Here is a 23,604-nt window from a genome sequence, read left to right on the forward strand (position 1 = left end):
AACTAAACTACTTGCATGAAAAACTTTAAAGCGTTTGCGGTTGCTGCTATGCTTGGCCTTAGCCAACTGGCAACTGCCCAACAAACGGAGCTTTCATACTACCTACCTCAAAGTGTACAGTATAACAAGGCCGTACCCACCCCCAAAGAAATACTTGGCTATAATGTTGGCGAATGGCATGTGAGCCACGACCAATTGGCTATGTACATGCGCCAGATGGCACAGCTTTCTGACAGGATTACGATTACAGAGTATGGCCGCACCCACGAAAACCGTCCGCTATACTTGCTTACTGTAACCTCACCGGAAAACCATAAGAACATAGAGGCCATAAAGGCTAACCATAAAAAACTGACTAATCCTTCAGAGTCCGGTAGCCTTAACATCAAAGACATGCCGGCTGTAGTATGGATGGGATATAGTGTACATGGTAATGAGCCAAGTGGAAGCAATGCTTCGTTGTTGTCAGTTTACCACCTGGCTGCAGCCCAAGGACCAGAGATTGAAAAACTTTTAAAAGAAACGGTTATACTTATTGACCCTTCTATTAATCCTGATGGCTTGAATCGTTTTGCCAGTTGGGTAAATTCACACCGAAGTAAAAACCTTATCACCGACAGCAACAGCGCTGAGTTTGAGGAGGCATGGCCACGTGGCAGAACAAACCACTACTGGTTCGATCTTAACCGTGACTGGCTACCGTTGCAGCACCCTGAGTCAAGAGGCAGACTGGCTAAGTTTCATGAGTGGAAGCCAAATGTATTGACAGACCACCACGAGATGGGCACTAACGCTACATTTTTCTTCCAGCCAGGCATACCAAGCCGCAACCACCCGCTGTCGCCGGAGAATGGCTTTAAGTTAACACAGAAGATCGGCACCTATCACGCGAAGGCTTTGGACAAGATCGGATCGTTTTACTATACCGAAGAAAGCTACGACGACTTTTACTATGGCAAAGGCTCTACTTACCCAGATGTAAACGGTTCGGTGGGTATACTTTTTGAGCAGGCAAGTTCCAGGGGCCATGCACAAGAGAGCGTGAACGGTGTACTTTCTTTCCCTTTCACTATCCGCAACCAGTTTACCACTACCCTCTCTACTTTAGAGGCAGCACAGGCTATGCGCGAAGAACTGCTTGCCCACCAGAGAGATTTCTACAAAGAAGCCTACAATGATTCTAAAAAAGCTCCGGTAAAAGCTTATGTGTTCGGGTCTGAACAAGACAAAGCAAGAGCTTATCACTTAGCAGAGATTATCAAGCAGCACCAGATTGAAGTATACAGACCTAAGGAGTCCTTCAAAATAGGAAACACAACTTACACCCCTGAGAATGCTTATATCGTGCCTACCGAGCAGCCGCAGTATAAACTAATCGAAGGGATGTTTGAAAAGCGCACCAAGTTTCAGGACAGCCTTTTCTACGACATCTCTGCCTGGACTTTCCCGCTGGCTTTTGACTTGGATCATGAGGCTCTTTCAAGCAAAAACTTTAAGAGCAACCAACTGGGCCAAAAGGTAGAAAATGTTACTTTCCCGAAAGGTGAGATTGTTGGAGAAAAAAGTAACTATGCCTATGTGTTTGAATGGCATGGCTATTACGCCCCACGTGCACTTAACACCCTGATGGAGCGAGGCATAGTAACCAGAGTTGCAACCGACAAGTTTACAACAGGCAATGGTAAGCAGTTCGACTATGGCACTATACTTATACCTGTAACAGGTCAGCCGGTAAATGCCGACGAACTACACAAGATATTACAACAGGTTGCTAGCGCAAATGCATTACAGATCCACGCTATGGCCACCGGCTTTACACCACAAGGTATAAAGCTTGGCAGCCCGATGATGACAAGTCTGCAGCAGCCGAAGATCCTGATGTTGATTGGTGATGGCGTAAACAGCAATGATGTCGGAGAGGCATGGCACCTATTAGACGAAAGATTCAATATGAAGCCTACTCTTGTTACTACCGACAGGTTTAACCGCATCGGACTGAACAAGTATAACGTGATTGTAATGGCAGACGGCAACTACAACAATATCTCCAAAGACAGGATGCGCAGTTGGGTACAGCAAGGTGGCACTGTAGTAGGAATGGGAGATGCCGTTAGATGGTTAGCCGATAATGGCATTGGCAATATTACCATTAAGAAGAGTGGAAACGGCACCTCTCCACAAAAACCTTATGCAGACATGAGCAACGAAGCTGGTGCACAGGTTATTGGCGGTGCCATTTTCGAGACCAAATTAGATTTGACACACCCACTGGCTTATGGTTACACTGATGCACAGATGCCAATCTTCAGAAGCAACACCCTGTTCTTAGAGCGCTCTAAGAGCCCATATGCTAACCCGGTCATGTATACTTCTAATCCCTTAATGGCAGGTTATATATCTAAGCCTAATTTGCAGCAGGTAAAGAACTCTGCCGCTGTCGATGTTTCGGCAGTAGGTGCAGGTAAAGTTATTGCAATGCCAGATAATCCAAACTTCAGGGCATTCTGGTATGGCACCAATAAACTGTTCTTAAACAGTATCTTTTTTGGCCAGATAATTAGTGGCAGTTCTGCCCGTGCTGAGGACGCACATAATTAAAGCTAATTTAAAATATAAGTCTATTAATGGAGCCCAGGCTGATAGCCTGGGCTTTTTCTTTGCATCATTTTTTGCACAATAAAGCACCCCATCTCAAGGTCATTCTATAGCCACATTAAAATCATTCAATTACCTCACTTACCCTCTTTTATTTAAGCTATAAGACATAGTAAAACTAATAACAATTATTAATATATAAATAATACAAATAATTATCGCATAAACACATGTTACTATATTTACCAAAGTCTCCTGGTATAAAAGGTATTATATACTAATTTACACCGATTTGCAGATTTGGCTGTGTTATAATTTTTGCAATATTGCTAAGGCATTTACAAATCATTATCCAAAAATATACAAAGCTTATTTTAATTATAACTTTAACAATCAAAGTCTAAACTCACAATTTAACTCTTTGAATAGTTATATACTTTAATAAAAATTTTTAACAGCTGATTTGAACTTTATTTTTTCTTAATACCTTTTTTCCGGCATCAGATTTTGTTGAAAACAACGTGCTTATGAGAATACTTTTACCCTTTATCTTTTTTGCTGCATTTTTTATTGGGATAGCGATGCCACAGGCAGTTGCCCAATGTGTAGCACCGTCCGTTTCTTTTCCAGCTGGTAAATCCAGTGTGCAGTACTGTGGACCAACCACTGTTGAGTTTAGTACCAACAGTATAAATCATAAGCCGACATATACAGCAAACGGCGGGACTATAAATTCATATTCCTGGAAAGTTAATGGGATAGTAACCGCAACAGTTGCAAACCCTATTATTAACTTTCCGAATGCAGGAACCTATACCGTTACTGTTACTGCTACCAGCACCTGCGGCAATGTGTCCGAAGTAGCAACTCAAAGCATAGTAGTTGAGGGCTTACCTGATGCTCCGCTTGTGGAGGATGTGTATGCCTGCCAGGGCAGTAAAGCTACTCTTTGGGTGCAGGACGCCAGGGATGAGTTAATTTACAGGTGGTATACCACACCAACAGGCGGCACGCCAGTAGTATGGGGAACATCATACACTACCGGCAACCTCAGCGCAAATGTTACACTATATGTAGAGGCCGTTACACAAAGCGGCTGCGTTAGCGCAACCAGAACTGAAGCTACAGCCTTTGCCTCTTCCATTGTAGGTGGCGCGCAAAGCATTGGAAGCGATCAGGAAATATGCGCTGGCGTAATTCCTGCCATGCTTACCGGTGCTGCACCAACAGCAGGCTCTATAACCTACCAATGGTACCATAGCACAACTAACTCATTAACAGACTTCACCCCTATCGCCACTGGTCGCGATAAAGATTACCAGTCTCCTGCCCTGAACCAAACTACCTGGTTTAAAAGAGTAGCCTACCGGGATGGTTGCGCAGTGGAGTCGAACGTTGTAAAGATTACAGTTAATACCCCGCCTGCCACACCTGTTGCAAGCAATGTAAGTATATGCTCGGGTAACCAGGCAACCTTAAGGGTGGAAAATCCTGATGCATCTGTGGTTTACAGGTGGTACGCATCTGCTACATCTACAACAGTGGTTGGTTCGGGTACAAGCTATGTAACACCAACTCTTACTGCAGACAGATCTTATTGGGTGGAAGCATCTACTACTTCGGCCACCAATTGCTTTAATACTACACGAACCGAAGTAAAAGTAATTGTAACGCAGGCTGTAACTAACAACAGTATTACTGCCGGACAGGCAATTTGTAGCGGTGGCACTCCTTCTAAGCTGATAGGCTCTATTCCTAGCGGAGGAGGCAGCTCTAGCGGCGTAGGAGGTTACATTTACCAGTGGCAGCGAAGCGAAGATGGTACTTTCTTTACTGATATACCAGGCGCTAATGCACCTGATTATGCTCCGCCGGCGCTGCAAACTACTACCTGGTACCGCAGAAAGGTAAGAACATCCAGCCCATGCCCTGAGATCATCAGTAACGCTGTAAAAATAACAGTTACACCACTTCCTGTTTCCATAAACATTGTGCCTCCGTCTATTTGTACAGGCACGCAGGCAACACTTGTTATCACTAACCCCGAAGAGGGCTTCACTTACCGCTGGTACGATGTAGCTGCCGGAAGTCCTATACTTGGTACAGGCACCTCTTATACTACAGTGGCCTTAACATCTGGCAAAACATACTATGTAGATGCTTTAACTGCCGATGGCTGTATTACAACGCGCAGCCCTGTTGATGTTACAGTGTTACCATTACCGCAGAAACCGGTTGTAGACCCTGCACTTGTGTGCCAGGGCAGCAGTGCTACACTGGTTGTTAAAGTAACTGACCCTAACCTATTTTACCGCTGGTTTGATGAGAGCAACACCCTTGTTGCAAGCGGCACCAGCTATACTACACCTCCGTTAAGCGCCAATGCTACTTATCATGTAGAGGCCGTAACAAAAGCATCGCCAGGATGCGCCAGCTCCAGAACATCCGTGGAAGTTACCATCTCTGCACCGATCACTAACAATACTATCTCAGGAGAACAGCAGATTTGTAACGGTGCTACTCCAGTAAGCTTGACAGGCTCATTGCCAGTGGGCGGTAGCGGAGGTTACACTTACCAATGGGAGCGCAGCGAGGATGGTACTTTCTTCACAGCCCTCACGTCAGGCACTGGAAAGGATTATGCACCTGGCGCTTTAACAACCACCACTTGGTATCGCAGAAAAGTTAGAGGCTCAGGCCCTTGCCCTGAAGAAGAAAGTAATATTATCAGAGTTACAGTTAACCCTTTACCTACAGTACCTGTTGTAAACAGCACTACCATCTGTACCAATACCAGTACGACCCTCAGCGTTGTTTCTCCAGATGCAAATGTTACCTACAAGTGGTATTTGGTGGCAACAGCAGGGACGCCTTTCAGAATAGGAACAACTTATACTACTGAGACACTTACATCCAGCAGAACTTACTATGTAGAGGCTGTTTCGGCGGAAGGCTGTGTGAACCCAACCCGCCGCCAGGTGACAGTAAATGTGACGCCACTGCCAAACACACCGCAGGCCGATAACACAGCTATATGCGCAGGAAGCACTGCAACCTTAACAGTGCTTGGCCCTGATGCAACCCTGAATTACAAATGGTACAGTGCACCTGCAAACGGCACATTATTAGCTACCGGCACAAGCTATACTACAGGTGCGTTATCAGCCAGCACAACGGTATATGTAGAGGCTGAAACTGCTCAAGGCTGCACGAGCCCAAGCAGAAGAGCTGTTTACATAGATGTTACGCCCCTACCAGCCATACCTGAGGCAGGCAATGCAACTATTTGCGCCGGCGATATGGCAACCTTGTTCATCAACAACCCAGACCCTACAGTTACTTATAAGTGGTACGACGGAAGCAATTTGCTTACTACCGGCATCTCTTATACTACCGATGTACTTACAAGCAGCACCTCATACTTTGTAGAAGCTGTTTCGAATACTACTACTGCCTGCGCCAGCCCATCGCGCAGAATGGTTACTGTTACTGTAATACCAACAATATCTAACAATACGGTAAGTGGCACCCAGACTATTTGTAGTGGAAGCACACCGGCAAGACTGCCCGGCACATTGCCAAACGGAGGCGGCGGAGATTATACTTACCAGTGGGAGCGCAGTGAGGATGGCGTTAACTTTACAAACATTGCAGGCGCCGTTAACCAAGACTATGCACCGGGAGCACTTACGATCACCACCTGGTACAGAAGAAAAGTAAAAGGCAACAGCACCTGCCCTGAGCATGTGAGCTCGCCGGTTAAAGTAACAGTGGCGCCACTTCCGGCTACACCAGCTGCTAACAATGTAACGGTATGTGCTGGTGAGAATGCTACACTAGCCATACTTTCTCCGGATGCGTCTTTAACTTACAAGTGGTATACTGCTGCAACAGGAGGAAGCGCATTGGCTACAGGCGTTACGTTTACAACCAGTGCTGTAGCTGCCAACACCACCTATTATGTTGACGCTACCAGCGGCACAGGCTGCGTGAGTTCCAGAAAAGCCATCCTTGTGTCGGTAAGGCCATTACCAGACATGCCACTTGCCAGCGACAAAACAATTTGCGCCGGCCAGAAAACTACCCTGTCTGTTACATCTCCGGATCCGACACTGACTTACAGATGGTATAATACGAACGGAACACTATTAGCCACAGGGACCACGTACAACACAGATTTCCTGAGTGCGAGCACAACATACTATTTGGAGGCGTCTAACACGACCAATCCTGTATGTACAAGCCCACGCAAAACAGTAGTTGTAACCGTAAACCCTCAGCCAACAGCACCGATTGTACCGGACGCAACTACCTGCGCAGGCGCTACAGCAGCGCTGGCTGTTCAGTCTCCGGATGCTACTTTGACTTACAGATGGTATACTGTAGCTACAGGAGGTACACCAGTTGCTACCGGCACCACTTATACTACACCTACCCTTACTTCGGGCAGCACTTATTACGTGGAAGCAGTTTCTGGAACAGGTTGCGCCAGCTCAAGAGTAGAGGCTGTTGTTAATGTTACTCCACTGCCAGCCACACCTGCTGCAGACAATGTTGCTGTTTGCGAAGGAGCACCGGCAGAATTAAATGTCAGAAATGCTGATCCAGGCTATACTTACAGATGGTATACAGCAGCTGCAGGTGGCACACTGCTTGCAACCGGCACCAACTACACCATAAGCTCTGTAAGCGCCACAACAACATACTACCTGGAAGCAGTTACGTCAGGCGGTTGTGTTAGCCCGTCAAGAGCAGCCGTAACAGTAAGCGTTACATCTTTACCGGCTACTCCGGATGCAGAAAATGTAACTATCTGTGCCGGCGATAGAACCACGCTTTGGGTTATCAACCCTAACCCGGGTATGACTTACCGCTGGTACGACGGTACTTCGCTGTTGGCTACCGGAGTATCTTACACTACTAATACCCTTACAAGCAGCGCTACTTATTACCTGGAAGCCGTTACAAACACAGCCACAGCCTGTGTAAGCCCATCGCGCAAAGCGGTAACCGTAACGGTAACTCCTGGTATCAGTAACAACAGCATTACAGCTGACCAGAGCATTTGTAGCGGCATTACGCCTGCCCAAATTTCCGGCGCATTGCCAGCTGGCGGTGGAGGCAGTTATACTTACCAGTGGGAGCGCAGCGAAGATGGCGTGACCTTTACAAGTATAGCCGGCGCTACAAATCAGGATTACACTCCGGGAGCTTTAACAATTTCTACCTGGTACAGAAGAAAAGTTAAAGGAAACAGTACTTGCCCTGAACACACCAGTAACGCTGTAAAAGTTACTGTTTCTTCGCTTCCTGCAACACCAAATGCCAATGCGGCTACGGTTTGCTACGGAGAGAGCGCCACACTTAATGTGTCATCGCCTGATGCATCTTTAACTTACAAATGGTATGCAGCAGCTACAGGCGGAAGCCCACTGGCAAGCGGCACCTCTTTTGCGACGGGCACTGTTACAGCAAATACCACCTTTTATGTAGAAGCAACCAACACTGCTGGTTGCGTGAGCAGCAGAAGACCAATAGCTGTTACCGTACGTCCGCTGCCAGAAATGCCACAGGCCAGTGACAAAGCGATCTGTGCCGGTGAGAGAACCACACTTACCGTAGCGTCTCCGGATCCAGGTCTGACATACAGATGGTTTGCTTCGAATGGCACACTACTGGCAACCGGAACTACCTACACAACTGATTTCCTGAACGCGAGCACTACTTACTTCCTAGAGGCATCCAACACCACCAACCCGGTTTGCACCAGCCCTAGAAAGACAGTAGTAGTTACAGTGAATCCGCAGCCAACGGCACCAACAGCACCAGGTGTTACAGCCTGTGCCGGATCAACAGCCGAACTGGCAGTTCAGACACCAGATGCAGCGCTTGTTTACAAATGGTATACTGCTGCAACAGGCGGAACACCGATCAGAACTGGCACTACATACACTACACCTGCTTTAACATCTGCCAGCACCTATTATGTGGAAGCTGTTTCTGCTACAGGTTGTGTGAGCACGCGTACGGCGGTTGCAGTGACGGTGACACCGTTGCCTGCCACGCCGGCTGCTGATAACCTGGCTATTTGTGCAGGTGCTCCGGCCGAACTTACCGTAACAGACGCAGACCCTGCCCTCACTTACAGATGGTATACTGAGGCTGCCGGCGGAACATTGCTTGCCACAGGCAACACCTACACCATCGGATCTCTTGACCAGACCACGACATATTACTTAGAAGCAGTTACAGCCAATGGTTGTGCCAGTGCGTCAAGAGCAACGGTTACGGTAGACGTTACGCCACTTCCGGCAACTCCGGAGGCTGACAATGCAACAATTTGTGCAGGCGATGCCGCAACACTTTGGGTAAAGAATCCAAGCCCTAGCCTGACCTACCGCTGGTACGCCGGCAGCACACTGGTTGGCACAGGATTATCTTATACTACAAATACACTTATCAACAGCGCTACATATTACCTGGAAGCAGTAAGCAATACAGCTACTGTCTGCACCAGCCCGTCGCGCCGAACGGTAACTGTAACAGTAACTCCTGGCATCAGCAATAACAGCATTACAGCTAACCAGACTATCTGCAGTGGCACTACACCTACTGCACTTGCAGGCTCTGTGCCAACTGGTGGCGGAGGCGGTTATACTTTCCAGTGGGAGCGCAGCGAGGACGGTACCAACTTTACTGCCATTGCCAGCGCTACAGCACAAAACTACACTCCTGGCAGCTTAACAACCACTACTTGGTTCCGCAGAAAAGTAAAAGCAGCCAGTTCATGTCCGGAGCAAATCAGTAATGTTGTACAGGTAATAGTATCTCCACTACCGGCTATGCCAGCAGCGAACAATGCTACTGTTTGCCAGGGAGCCACTGCAACATTGAGCGTTGCCTCTCCTAACGCAGCCTTCATTTACCGCTGGTATACTTCGGCATCTGGTGGAAGCAGCCTGGCAACTGGCGACAGTTATACTACCGTTGCACTGGAGAACACGGCTACCTATTATGTAGAGGCCGTAAGCGGCACTGGCTGCACCAGCCCGAGAAAAGCCATCACGGTAACGGTAACAGCTACTCCTGAAACGCCAGAAGCTACAGACAAAACAATATGCGCCGGCCAGACAGCTACGCTTGCTGTTACTGCTCCGATGCTAAGCTATACTTACAGATGGTACAACAGCGGCGGAACACTGGTTGCCACAGGCACCTCGTTCACTACTCCTGCCCTTTCTGCTAACGCTACTTATTATGTAGAAGCAGTTACAGGAGGCGCTTCGGCTTGTGTGAGCAGCCGCAAAGCAGTTGCAGTAAATGTAACAGCGCTGCCTGCCGTGCCTACTGCCGATGATGTAACAATATGTGCAGCTACAACAGCAACGCTTTCTGTTAAAACGGTGGAGCCGGGTATTACCTACAACTGGTACACAGTAGCAACAGGCGGAGCACCGGTAGCTAACGGCACTTCATTTACAACTGGCACCCTTACTTCTAACAGAACATATTACCTGGAGGCAGTATCGGCAAACGGCTGTGCCAGCCCGGCACGCAGAGCGGTAGCAATTACTGTTACACCGCAGCCTGCACAGCCATCTGTGCCAGACTACACAGTATGCTATGGAGAGCGCGTAACAATGGCCGTTGCATCACCAGACGGCACAGTAGTGTATCGCTGGTACGACAGAACAGGAGCACCATTGGCAACAGGCATCTCTTATACAACAGATGCACAGACGGCAAGCACTACTTTCTATGTAGAGGCAGTTACTCAAACTTCACCTGCCTGCGTTAGCCCGCGGGAGGCGGTAAATGTAAACGTGACAACCCTGCCAGCTACTCCGGTTGTAGATAACACAACGATTTGCACCGGCGGCAGCACCACCTTGTTTGTTAAAAACGCCTCGCCTTCGGCAGTGTATAAGTGGTACGATGACAACGAAACCTTACTTGCTACAGGCACTACCCTAACGACAGCAACCCTAACCAACGATGCTATTTATTATGTAGTGGCATCTACTGCTTCGGGATGTGTAAACCCTGCGCGTGCAGTCGTAACAGTATCGGTTACGCAGCAGATCACGAACAACAGCATCTCTGCAGACCAGACCATTTGCAGCAGCGGAACACCAAGCAGATTAGGAGGAAGCCAGCCGGGTAACACGAATGGCAACATCCAGTTTCAGTGGGAGAGCAGCGAAGACGGCACTAACTTTACAAGTATAACCAACGCCACCGGCAGAGATTACCAACCGACTGCCCTTAACGTGACAACCTGGTTCAGAAGAAAAGTAACAGTAGAAGGAAGCACCTGTGCTGCGCATTACAGCAACGTGGTAAAGGTAACGACCATTGCCCTGCCACTTACGCCAGCAGCCAGCAACGTAACGATCTGCGCCGGTGCGCAGGCTAACCTGCGCGTAAGCTCTGTGGAGTCTACTTATACTTACCGATGGTTTGAAACAGCAACAGGTGGTAACAGCATCGCTACCGGAGAGTCTTTTGCAGTTGATGGCCTGACAGCAGACAAAACATACTATGTAGAGGCGATGAACGCGAATGGTTGTATCAGCCCTCGCAAAGCAGTAACAATTTATGTAACACCACTTCCTGCCACGCCTCAGGCCGCAGACAAGATGGTATGTGCCGGTGGAAACACAACACTTAGCGTTACAAACCCGGATACAAAACTGAATTACCGCTGGTTCGATGCAAGTGGCGCTTTGGTAGCCAACAGCTCGTCGTTCACAACGCAGAATCTTACAGCCAATACGGTATACTTTGTAGAGGCTTATACAAACACTGCTCAGGCCTGCGCCAGCCAGCGTAAGATGGTAAATGTGTCTGTAACGGCACTACCAACAATGCCTGAGGCTGATGACGCGTTTGTTTGTGCCGGAGGTGCAGCTACTCTAAGCGTGAAGCAACCAGACGCAGCCCTGACCTACAGATGGTACAGCGCTGCGACAGGAGGCACACCGCTTTCAGCACAGCCTACACTGGAAACAGGAGCACTTACATCTGACAGAACATACTTTGTAGAGGCTGTAAATGCAGCAGGTTGTGTAAGCCCGAGAGAAGCCGTAAATGTTTCTGTAACGCAGTTGCCAGCAGAGCCGCTTGCCTCCAACAAGGCAATTTGTGCCGGACAATTAGTAGAGCTAAGCGTGAACCAGCCGGATGTTAATCTTACATACAGATGGTTCGACAGTGCAGGCAAGCTATTGGCAACAGGAAACAAGTATGCTGTAAGCGGATTAACTGCCAGCGCTACATACTATGTAGAGGCCATGACAGCAACAGGTTGCGCCAGCCCTACCCGTAAAGCAGTGGTAGTAAGCGTATCGCAGCTACCAGGCACGCCAGCGGTAGAGAATGCAGCCATCTGTGCCGGCGAACGAGTAACCCTGTTCGTGAAGAACCCAGATCCTACATTGGAATACCGCTGGTATAACGATGCAGCCGGTACTAACCTGATTGGCTCTGGCATCTCTTATACTTCTACAGATGCGTTGTACTCCGGCAAATCATACTTCGTAGAGGCGGTGAACACAGCAGGATGCGCCAGCGCTACCAGAAAGCAGGTGGATGTACGCGTAACCGGCAAGCCAGGCACACCGGTAGTAAATGATGCTACGGTTTGTGCAGGCGCCAGCGCTACACTAAGCATTACAGCACCGGATGGCGCTATGGTGTACAAGTGGTACGATGTAAATGGCACGTTCCTGCACACCGGTACTACTTATACTACAGTTCCGCTATCATCTAAAGCAACGTTCCATGTGGTGGCAAACACTACTACCACACCGGCCTGCGCCAGCGATGTAGAAGTAGTAACTGTAAACATCACGACTCCACTTACAAACAACACCATCAGCGCCAGCCAGACAATCTGCAGCGCAACAACACCTGCTCGCCTGAGCGGCTCGATGCCTAACGGTGGCACCACTGCAACTATCACTTACCAGTGGGAAAACAGCACAGACGGTGTGAACTTTGTAAGTATAGTAGGAGCCTACGCTCAGGATTATGCACCGGGAGTATTAACTACAGATACCTGGTTCAGAAGAGTAGCACGTGCCGCAGGGCCTTGCAGCGAAACAGTGAGCAATGCCGTGAAAGTGACAGTGATCCCTCTACCGGCCACACCAGTTGCAGACAACCAGCGCGTATGTGTAGGAACCTCTGCTACCCTGAAGGTGCTTAACCCGTCTTCTACAGCCGAGAACATCACGTACCGTTGGTACAATGTTGCCTCTGGCGGAAGTGCATTGGCTTCGGGAATCTCCTTTGTAACACCTGCCCTTTCTGCCAATACTACTTATTATGTGGAGGCTACAAACGGCAACGGATGCATCAGCAGCACACGTCGTGCGGTTCAGGTACTGGTAGACCAGCCAATCACGAACAACACGATCAGCAGCAGCCAGACAGTATGTACCGGCAGCAAAGCCGCAGCCTTGTTTGGCTCACAGCCTGACGGTGGCTCCGGAGCTTATACTTACCAGTGGCAGCGCAGTGCAGATGGTGCAAACTTTACAGACATCTCCGGCGCAACAGGCCAGGGCTACGCACCAACTGAGGACTTTACGAAAACAACCTGGTTCAGAAGAAAAGTAAAAGCAGGAGGACCTTGTACCGAAAGTATAAGCACACCAATCAAGATTGAGGTTGTGTTCTCTCCTACTGCTCCTACTGTAACTTCTGCTGCCATTTGCCCAGGCGTGAGCACCACGCTTACAGCTACTGCAATGGCCGGCTTAACAGTAGAGTGGTATGATGCAGCTCAGGGTGGTACACTGGTATTTGTTGGCAACGCTTATACTACGCCAGTACTTAACTCAACCACATCCTTCTGGGTGCAGGCAGTTAGCAGCAGCGGTTGTGTGAGCAAGCGCCAGGTGGCAAAAGTAGATGTTGTAGGTCCGCAGGTAACAGTGTCTGATGACCTGACCATTATCGAAGGCAAAACAGTGCAGTTAAGTGCAACAGGCGGTGCTGCCTACAAGTGGTCACCGGCTGAAGGTTTGTCTGATCCGAACATCTCTACTCCGGTAGCCAAGCCTGCCAAAACTACTACTTATGTGGTGGAGGTAACTACCCGCGAAGGCTGCGTGGTTACAAAGCAGGTAACGGTAACGGTGCTTCCAAAAATCATCATCACCAACGTGATTACGCCAAACGCCGACGGGTACAACGATAAGTTTGACATCAAAGGCATCGAGAACTACCCTAACGCCACGGTTGAGATCTACACCCGCTGGGGTGAGCAGGTGTTCCAGTCCAAAGGATATCCGGAGGCATGGAATGGCACCAAGAACGGTAATGCGCTGCCAGTGGGAGCTTATTACTACATCATCAAGTTAGACGCCACGTCTGCACCAATTTCAGGAAGTGTAACAATTGTAAAATAATCGCCAGAGATGAAAAGAGTTTTAGCAATAGCCTTGGTTGTTATCGCCGCAGTTGGACAAACGCTGGCGCAACAGAAACCGCAGCACACACAGTATGTGCTTAATAATTACCTTACAAACCCTGCAGTAGGCGGCATAGAAAGCTATGCCGACCTGCGCAGCAGCTTCCGCAGCCAGTGGGTAGGCATAGAGGGAGCGCCACAAACGTTTTATACTACGATACATGCACCGCTAGGCAAGCAGAGCAGTGGTTCGCCGAAGGCCAGGAAACCAAACACCTACGGCTTTTCGAAAAGAAGCAGCTACAAAAAAACCATGCCGCACCACGGTGTGGGTGCTGTTATTCAAGTAGACAAGGCCGGACTATTGAAAGCCTCTACCCTGAACGGAAGCTATTCCTACCATCTGCCACTGACGAATTACTTTACCCTATCAAGTGGTATTTCGGCAGGCTTAACGCAGTACAGTGTAAATACAGTAGAGGCAAACCCGAATGATCCGAATGATCCTTACCTGACAACCACCGCGAAGCTTAACTCCACAAAGCTGGACCTGGGCCTGGGAATGTGGTTGTATACGCCGGACTTTTACATCGGTATTTCGGGGGCACAACTGGTAAAGAGCGGGTCAGATATTCAGGGCGATGAACCTAACCTGAGTTTGCAACCGCACTTTTATACGACTGCCGGTCTGCGTTTCCAGCCAAGCGAGGATCTGGCGCTGGTACCTTCGGTAATGGTGAAAGCCACCACCACCTCTGCCCCGGCCATAGACGTGAACCTGCGTGCGCTGTACAACCAGCAAGTATGGGGCGGCGTAACGTATCGCCACACAGATTCCTGGGCTGCCATGGCCGGTGTTAACCTGAATTACCTGCTGGACCTGAGCTACGCTTACGAAATGGCTACATCCAATTTAAAGCAGGCAACGGTGGGCACGCACGAAGTGGTGCTGGGAATAAAGCTGAACAACCGCAGAAAAGTAATTTGCCCGCAGTTTATGTGGTAAACCCTAACTTATACTTATGACATTACCTTTACCCTAGTTCCTATTACCAATTATGAAAGCTAGTACAGAGGCCGGGGCAGATGCTCCGGCTTTTGCTTTTTATACTCGCCAACTGTTAATAGTGTTAGAAAGTATAAACCATTACCTTTGCAGCATCAACATCAGATAAAGTATAAACCTATGAGTGCTAAAAGCTTTGAAATGCTGTTAGAGTTGGCTTTTGATACAGACAAGCCTGCAGTTTATGAAGAAGGCGCAGCCAATGCTTACCAGCAGTTTGAAAGAGCTTACAGAGACGCTCAGGTAAAAGGAGGCAAGCCAACCGAGGAGTTAAACTTCAGGTTTGAGCGCCTGCGTTTAGGTGTGGCCATTGCCTTTGTAAAAGCTTTTATCCGGTTGTCCGAAAATGAAAAGAGCCATGAGGCACTTGAGGTTTTAGACAGTGCGCTAAAGGCTAAGAACACGCGTGAGATTGACAAGATCGTTCAGAAGCAGATCGGTAAATTTGACCACCTGTACCACGAAATATTTGTGAACGAGCAGCGTGAATATATACTTGGCATGTTTGAGCGCACCCTGGATGCAGCCAGCAAAGAGGAACTGGACGAGCTGATTTTTGAAGGACTTGAGCTGCTGCCTGAAGTAGACTGGGATGCGAAAGATCACGGCGATGATGATGATAACGAGCCACTAGACGAGGAATTTCTAAAGAACCTTTAACGCCAACCCAGACAAGAGAAGTATGGAAATTACGCTGACCACCCCAGCCCTTTTGTTTCCTGCCATATCGCTTTTGTTGCTAGCATACACCAACCGCTTTATTGCGCTGGCAAACCTTATCCGCAGCCTTAAACAACGCTACGCCTCTACACACAGCCACTTGGTGTACGGTCAAATCAAGAACCTGCGCACACGGCTTATACTTATCCGTAACATGCAGGCCTTTGGCATCAGCAGCATTTTTGGCTGCGTAGCCTGTATGTTTATACTTTTTGCCGGCTACAGCACCGCTGGTAAATACCTGTTCGGTTTAAGTATGGTTTTGCTCATGTTCTCGCTGGCACTTGCCCTGCGCGAGATCCAGATTTCTGTAAACGCCCTTCAGCTGGAACTCGACGACCTGGAGGAGGAAAACGAGGAAAGAAGCAGGTAGCGTTTCTTTCTTCATCGGCATATCTCCACTGCAAACATCTTAAGAGAAAGACTTTTCAATCTAACTGAGAGCTTAGTTAAATTTATTTTAGAGCAGCATAAACAGTACCATTTTATACTTGGCTGATTATCCTCAGCCTATACTTCCCCTCTAAACCCACACAATAAAGTATAAATTTTAAGAATAATAGTTATAAAAATAGCATCTTAAAACAGCCAAAGCAGTATAAGAAAATTTTCGGGTAAACCTCTGCTCTTATCTCGGGGTGGTGTTAGCTTATACTTAGCTGCAATAAAATGGCAAAACGTTTTTTACTGCTGTTATTACCTTTCTTTTTGTGCTTCACAGCGTCTGCCACTCACATAGTTGGTGGGGAGTTTGAGCTACGCCATATTTCCGATAACAACTATAGGCTGTTCTTTAATTTATACTTCGACCAGGTAAACGGCAGTCCCGGAGCAAGAGACATGGCCGTAAATGTCAATATTTTTGAGAAAGGGACTAATAGTTTTATCACCAGCATAAGGCTACCCTTCAGGTCAGAGTCTGCGATGAACTACACCAACGTAGGCTGTACCACCAGCGATATTAAAACAACGGTGATGCTATACTATGAAGATGTTTTCCTGGACCCAGCTATTTACACCAACGCTGCCGGATACTATGCTGTATGGGAACGCTGCTGCCGTAACAACACCGTTACAAACATATCAGAGCCGGGTTCTGCCGGTACCACATTTTACATGGAGTTTCCGGCAGTAGTAAAAAACGGCAACGCTTTCAGAAACTCCTCTCCAAAGCTTTCGCCGCCACCTAACGACTATGCCTGTGTTGACGAATTGTTTTACTATAACTTCGGGAGCACCGATGCCGACGGAGACCAACTGGTTTATGACCTGGTTACTCCCCTAAACGGAAACAGCTCCCCCACCAGCATTATTCCGCCCCCAACCAGCGGCCCCTACCAGGAAATAAGTTGGCTGTCCGGATACTCTAAAGACCAGCAGATACAAGGTGACCCGGCAGTTACGATTGATGAAAAGACCGGCAGGCTAACCGTGAAACCAGCCCATACAGGTTTATTTGTGTTTGGCGTACGCTGCCAGGAGTACAGAAACGGAGTAAAGATCGGAGAAGTACGACGTGACTTTCAATTGCTGGTGAAGGCCTGCCGAAAGAATGAAGATCCTATTGTATCGGCTATCACAGATGGCGCGGCTAAAACCTATAAAGAGGGAGAACTGATCCGCATCACTCCCACAAGCTCACGCTGCATTAAAGTATACTTTACAGATCCCGATAAAGACGAGACGCTACGGCTAACAACAAAGCCAGTTAACTTTAACAATAACTACTTCAGCTTTAAAGGCGTAACAACCGGCATGGTGAACACGGCAGGCGGAGAAAAAGTACTGGAAGCGTCGCTGTGCCTGGACAGGTGCTTTGACACTAAAGGACAAACTTACCTGCTTGACCTGATCGTGAGTGACAATGGCGACAATGGATGTGGCTTGCCCAAAACTGATACCCTGCGCCTAAGTATGGTGGTGGAACCGATGCCAGACAAACCACCGGGGCTTAGCTTTTCCACAAACAAAACAGTGTATACAGTAGATGCCGGTGATGTGCTAACGTTTGATGTAACCGGACGCGACCCTGATAACGAAGAGGTAATCATCTCAGCACAGGGCAAGGGCTTTGATCTGAGCTCTCAGGGTATAACGTTTGATTCCAGAACTGGCGTTGGCACGATTACTTCTCCTTTTACCTGGCAGATAACCTGCGAAACTATAAAACAACCCAGTTACCAGATCGAGTTTAAGGTGGTGTCTCCTACCTGCGGCAACAATGTTACCAGAACAGAGATAGTCGAGATAAAGACAAAGCAATACAACATCACAAACAATACGGCATCTGCAGGCCAAACCATCTGTACTGGCGAATCCCCCATCAGGCTAACCGGCAGTTTACCGGCGGGAGGCAACGCGCCTTATGTTTATACCTGGGAGATGAGTACCGCCGGCGCAAGCAACAGCTTTACCCCTGCACCGGGAGCAAACAACGCACAGCACTACAGCCCTCCGGCACTTACGCAAACAACCTGGTACAGAAGAAAAGTTACCTCCGGCCTTTGCACCGAAAGTATAAGCGAGGCAGTCAAGGTCACAGTTAATGAATTGATCAGTAACAACGTAGTGTCGGGAGCTCAGACTATTTGTACCAACACTGCACCTGCCATACTTACAGGCCAGAACCCAAGCGGCGGAAACGGCACTTATACTTATCGCTGGGAGTACAGCCACGAGAGTGAGAGCAGCGGCTTTAAACCTGCCCCCGGAACAAATAATCAGCCGCAATATCAGCCTGGCGCCCTCACCCAAACAACCTGGTACAGAAGAGTGGCTATTTCTGACCCCTGTCCTGCTGTACCAAGCCAGGCTGTAAAGATTACAGTTGTGCCAGTAGTTACAGAGAACATCATTAGCGAAAGCCAACTGGTCTGCTATGACAAAACAACTAAACCACTGGCAGGCAATCAGCCAAAGGGCGGCACCGGCACTTATACCTATCGCTGGGAGTACAGCACCACCAGTGCTACCGCAGGGTTTGCCACTGCTCCAGGCAACAACACCGGCGCGACGTATACCTCAGGACCTTTAACACAAAAGACCTGGTTCCGGAGAGTCGTAGGGTCGGCACCCTGCGAGAGCATTAGCAATGTTATACTTGCTACTGTAGATCCGCTACCTGATATTCCGCTTGCCAGAGGCGCCACTGTATGCCCTAACGAGACCGCAACAATTACGGCAAGCACACCTGTTTCGAGCTATAAACTGGAGTGGTACGACCAGCCAACAGGCGGTGATCTACTACACACAGGCAGCTCTTACACAACACCTGCACTGGCTGCAAGTAAGGACTATTATGTGCAAACGGTTAACAGCAACGGTTGTGCCTGCTCCCCAAGAGTAAAGGTAACAGCCACGGTAGCGCCTCCCGCTGCTGATGCCGGCAAGGACAAGACCATTATTCAGGGCAAGCAAACCGAACTGAGAGCAACAGGCGGCACTAAATTTTCATGGTCTCCGGCAGCTGGTTTATCAGATCCGAACATAGCAACCCCCGTGGCCAGCCCCCGGGAAACGACAACTTATAAAGTAACCGTAACATCGGAGTATGGCTGCGTGTCTACTGATGAAGTAACTATTACTGTGCTGCCTCGCATAGAACCCACCAACGCCATTACCCTAAACGGCGACAACGTGAATGATACCTGGCATATCCGGAACATAGAATATTACCCCAACTGTAAAGTAAAAGTGTTTACTCGCTGGGGCAACCTGATCTACGATTCCAAAGGTTACCAGGAGCCATGGAACGGCATGCACAACGGTAAACCTCTGCCTATGGCTGCTTACTACTATGTTATTGATCTGGGAATGGAGGAAGAACCGATCTCAGGAAGTATAACCCTGATAAAGTAACAGCCTATGAAATCAATTTATACTTTATTCTTCCTGCTTCTACTTTTCGGTACAGTTAGTGCCCAGCAGTTGCCGCAGCACACACAGTACACCCAGAACAACTTTCTGTTAAATCCTGCAGTGGCTGGCATCGAAAATTATATTGACCTGCGTACCAGTTACCGCACCCAATGGGTTGGGTTGGAAGGTGCCCCTACCAGTTTCTACACTAGCCTGCATTCCTCCATCAACAAAAACGACAGAAACACGAAACGTTATAGCCTGCGTAATGGAAGTGCTGGCAAAGGCTCAGGTGCTAATAAGAATAATCGTTTTTACATAAAGCCCCACCACGGAATAGGAGCCATTGCCCAGGTAGATAAAGCAGGACTCCTGAACACATTTTCATTAAGTATGAGCTATGCTTACCATCTGCCCCTGACCAAAAACCTGAACATGTCGGCGGGTGTAACAGCAGGTTTTAAGCAGCTACGGCTAAACAGGAAAGCATTAGATGTTCTAACCCCTGAAGATCCTTTTCTTGCTGGTGATGCAGGGCACATGAATAAAGCTGACCTAGGAGTAGGCTTCTGGATTTACAGCTCGAACTTTTATGTGGGATTTTCGGGGATGCAACTTTTGAGGGGCGGAAAAGAAAATCCCGGTGCAGAGCCTTCCGCAGCACTTCAGCAGCACTATTATGCAACAGGCGGCATCAGGATAAGAGCATCAGAACTGATAACTGTTACTCCTTCTGTGATGGTGAAAACAGCTGAAAATGGTCTTTCGATGGTGGATGCAAATGCAAAAGTAATCTACGGTGACCGTTTCTGGCTTGGCACCTCCTACCGCCACAACGATGCCCTTACCGGAACAGTCGGTTTTTACCTCAACCATATGCTCGACGTCAGCTATTCCTACGACATCACCACATCAGACCTGAACAGGGTAAGCGCCAATAGCCATGAAGTAGTAGTGGGGCTCAAGCTGAACAATAAACAGAAAGTGCTTTGTCCGAAATGGATCTGGTAAGTATAGTTGTGCTGCAAAGCGTTTATGCGCTACCTTTGCACTACGATTAACCGTTTTACCATGACCGATCCAAAGAAGCTGGCCATCAAAGATTTTGTGTACGAGCTGCCAGACGAACGCATTGCTAAATTTCCGCTGCCCGAGCGCGACCAGTCTAAATTGTTGCAGTACCACCAGGGCCAGATCTCAGATCATACTTTTACTGACCTGCCGCAGCTGCTGCCATCTCATACTTTACTCGTGTTTAACGATACCAAAGTCGTTCAGGCAAGGCTGCTGATGCAGAAAGAAACGGGCGGGATTGTGGAGATATTTTGCTTGGAGCCTGTGGCCCCACACCGCGAGGTTCAGCTAGCTATGCAGCAAACCGGCAGCAGCACCTGGAAATGTCTGGTAGGTAATAATAAGCGCTGGAAAAGAGGCCCTGTAAAGCTACAGTTTGAAGGTGGCGAACTGCAGGCGGAGCGTGAGGCACAGCAGGAAGGCCATTTTCTTATCCGCTTCACTTGGACGCCTGCAGACTTAACTTTTGCAGAGGTGCTGGAGCAGTGTGGTAAGCTGCCTTTGCCTCCTTACCTTAACCGTGAGTTGACTGCTGAAGACCATACCCGCTACCAAACGATTTATGCGAATCAGCAAGGCGCCGTTGCTGTACCAACAGCAGGTCTGCATTTTACGGACAGGGTGATGGAGCAACTAAAGCTGCAAAGTATAGATACCGCTTACCTGACACTGCACGTAGGAGCCGGCACCTTCAAGCCAGTGAAAGCCGACACCATGGAAGCCCATGAAATGCACGCAGAGCAGCTGTTTATCTCAAAGGCTTTCTTAGAGAAGTTGCTACAGCATCTAGGTAATCCAGTTATACCTGTGGGCACTACAAGTATGCGTTCTCTTGAAAGTCTTTACTGGTTAGGTTTTAAAGTATGGCAGCAACCAAACCTACCTGTACAGGAGCTGCACGTAACACAATGGCAAGCATACGAAAGTACAGAGTTGCCAACTGCTGAAGAAGTACTAACTGCGCTGCTGAAGTATATGGAGCAGCAGAATACTGATTACCTGCATGCCAGCACCCAGATCATCATAGCGCCGGGGTATACATTTAGAATATGCAACGGTTTGGTTACCAACTTCCATCAGCCTGAGAGTACGCTACTATTGTTGGTTTCAGCTTTGATTGGGGAGAACTGGCGCAAAGTATACCAGCATGCCATGGAGAATGATTACAGGTTTTTGAGTTATGGTGATAGTTCTTTGCTACTGCCGTAGAAACAAGATAAAAATAAAACAGCAAGGGCCACTTCTTCAAGTGGCCCTTGCTGTTTTATACATTTTGCTGGCTTGGGTTTGTAACCCATGTCTTACTTATAGTGTCGGATTTGAAACCCAACTGGGCCAGAGGCCCATACTATAGCTAGTCACGAGCGAAGACGCTCGCGCCATGAGATTTTATTTAAACGCCTTAGCTCCGTTGCCATTCAAGCCATACTCTGAGATCAGGTACACCAGTGATGCCATAGAGGCGGCACCAAGCTGCATTTCGCGGCGGTTTACCTGCTCAAAGGTGTCTATTACAGTATGGTGATAATCAAAGTAACGCTGTGAGTCCGGGCGGAAACCAATTAGGGCTACTGTACCCTGGCCTTTCAATGGACCGATATCGGCACCACCGCCACCACGGGTTAAGTCGTGCAGGCCGTAAGGTGCCAGCAAAGGTTTCCATGTTAGCACCTGTGCATATTGCCCGTCGTTGCCGTCAATGCCGAAACCGCGTGGTGTAAATCCACCAGCATCTGACTCGATAGCCGCAATGTGCTTCTCCCCTTTTGTTTTGGCCTCTTCAGCATACTTACGTCCACCACGCAGGCCGTTCTCCTCGTTCATGAACATCACGGCACGAATTGTACGCTTCGGTTTTATGCCCATCTCTTTGAACAAACGCAGCACCTCAATCGATTGCACACAGCCTGTACCGTCGTCGTGCGCACCTTCACCTAGATCCCACGAGTCCAGGTGACCACCTACCACGATAATCTCATCAGGCTTTTCTGTTCCTTTTATCTCACCAATCACATTGTAAGAAAGCACGTCCGGCAATGTTTCGCAGGTCATGCGCATGTAGAACTTCAGGTTCGGATCATTCTTGAGTAATTTACTTAATTGCTCTGCTCCGTTTGTGCTGATAGCTGCTGCAGGAATCTTGGTTACATCATCCTGATAACGGGTATTTCCTGTGTGCGGCACATCCTGGAAGTCGTTGGTCATAGAACGCACCAGCACGCCAACTGCACCAAGCTTGGCAGCTGACACCGGACCACCGCCACGCTGATCCACAGCACCGCCGTAAGCGGCGCCTGTAATTACATGCGTGTTATCAAAAGGGCGGTTGAAGAAAACGATCTTACCCTGTACTTTCTTCTTACCCAGCTTCTCCAGTTCCTCAAAGCTTTTCACTTCTACTACTTCAGCACTCAGGCCATTCTCGCCGGTACCTACCGAGCTACCTAGGGCACAGATATTTACATCAGCAGTCCCTACTAATTTAGAATTGATAATGCGGCCAACTTCATTGTCGCCACGCACCCAATGCGGCACCATTACTTCTTGCAGGTATACCCTGTCGAGGCCCATTTTCTCCATTACCTGGCGGCTCCACTCTACTGCGGCAGCTGCCTGTGGAGATCCACTTAAACGACCACCAATGTTCTTGGTAAGGTAACGCAGGTTCTCGTAGCTTTCGTAGCTGGTGAGGGCGTTGTCGTAGATGTTTTTGATCGTGGTGGAGTCGGCTTTATAGTTCTGCTGCGCCATAGCCGGCATGGTAACCAGCGCCGTAGCTGCCACTACCGCATTTCGTAAGGCTTTTTTCGTTAGCATTGTTAGGTTTGAGTTTAGTAGTTTAGTTTAGGTGCTTCAAGATAAGAATTTTTGG

General features: G+C 48.5%; 9 protein-coding genes. 8 read left to right on the forward strand and 1 reads right to left on the reverse strand.

What is annotated here, in order from left to right; genetic code table 11:
• Positions 1–15 precede the first annotated feature (15 nt).
• From H8S84_RS11195 to H8S84_RS11230, 8 genes are all read left to right on the forward strand, one after another.
• Positions 16–2,598: a M14 metallopeptidase family protein gene (locus H8S84_RS11195; RefSeq protein ID WP_187067435.1), complete on the forward strand. Its 2,583-nt coding sequence runs from the start codon at positions 16–18 to the stop codon at positions 2,596–2,598.
• Between the two features lie 524 nt (positions 2,599–3,122).
• Positions 3,123–14,012 carry a gliding motility-associated C-terminal domain-containing protein gene (locus H8S84_RS11200; RefSeq protein WP_187067436.1) on the forward strand — a complete coding sequence of 3,630 codons (10,890 nt, stop codon included), beginning with the start codon at positions 3,123–3,125 and terminating at the stop codon, positions 14,010–14,012.
• A 9-nt stretch (positions 14,013–14,021) separates the two neighbouring features.
• Positions 14,022–15,020 (forward strand): PorP/SprF family type IX secretion system membrane protein, encoded by a 999-nt coding sequence (locus H8S84_RS11205; RefSeq protein ID WP_187067437.1) that lies wholly within the window; start codon positions 14,022–14,024, stop codon positions 15,018–15,020.
• Between the two features lie 180 nt (positions 15,021–15,200).
• Positions 15,201–15,740 carry a hypothetical protein gene (locus H8S84_RS11210; protein ID WP_187067438.1) on the forward strand — a complete coding sequence of 180 codons (540 nt, stop codon included), beginning with the start codon at positions 15,201–15,203 and terminating at the stop codon, positions 15,738–15,740.
• 22 nt (positions 15,741–15,762) lie between these two features.
• Complete coding sequence (locus tag H8S84_RS11215) at positions 15,763–16,173, forward strand: DUF2721 domain-containing protein (protein WP_187067439.1); 411 nt, start codon at positions 15,763–15,765, stop codon at positions 16,171–16,173.
• Positions 16,174–16,469: 296 nt separating this feature from the next.
• Positions 16,470–19,658, forward strand: a complete 3,189-nt coding sequence (locus H8S84_RS11220) for an Ig-like domain-containing protein (protein ID WP_187067440.1) — start codon at positions 16,470–16,472, stop codon at positions 19,656–19,658.
• A gap of 6 nt (positions 19,659–19,664) precedes the next feature.
• Positions 19,665–20,669 (forward strand): PorP/SprF family type IX secretion system membrane protein, encoded by a 1,005-nt coding sequence (locus H8S84_RS11225; RefSeq protein ID WP_187067441.1) that lies wholly within the window; start codon positions 19,665–19,667, stop codon positions 20,667–20,669.
• 24 nt (positions 20,670–20,693) lie between these two features.
• Entirely contained in the window at positions 20,694–21,941 is a 1,248-nt protein-coding gene (locus tag H8S84_RS11230) for an S-adenosylmethionine:tRNA ribosyltransferase-isomerase (protein WP_230407148.1), read from the forward strand.
• Positions 21,942–22,121: 180 nt separating this feature from the next.
• On the opposite strand, the gene H8S84_RS11235 is transcribed toward H8S84_RS11230, so the two are convergent.
• On the reverse strand, positions 22,122–23,549 hold the full coding sequence (locus H8S84_RS11235; protein ID WP_187067442.1) for a M20/M25/M40 family metallo-hydrolase: 1,428 nt from the start codon (positions 23,547–23,549) through the stop codon (positions 22,122–22,124).
• Between the last annotated feature and the right edge of the window lie 55 nt (positions 23,550–23,604).

It is taken from the genome of Pontibacter cellulosilyticus (genome assembly GCF_014306105.1).
Classification (GTDB): domain Bacteria; phylum Bacteroidota; class Bacteroidia; order Cytophagales; family Hymenobacteraceae; genus Pontibacter; species Pontibacter cellulosilyticus.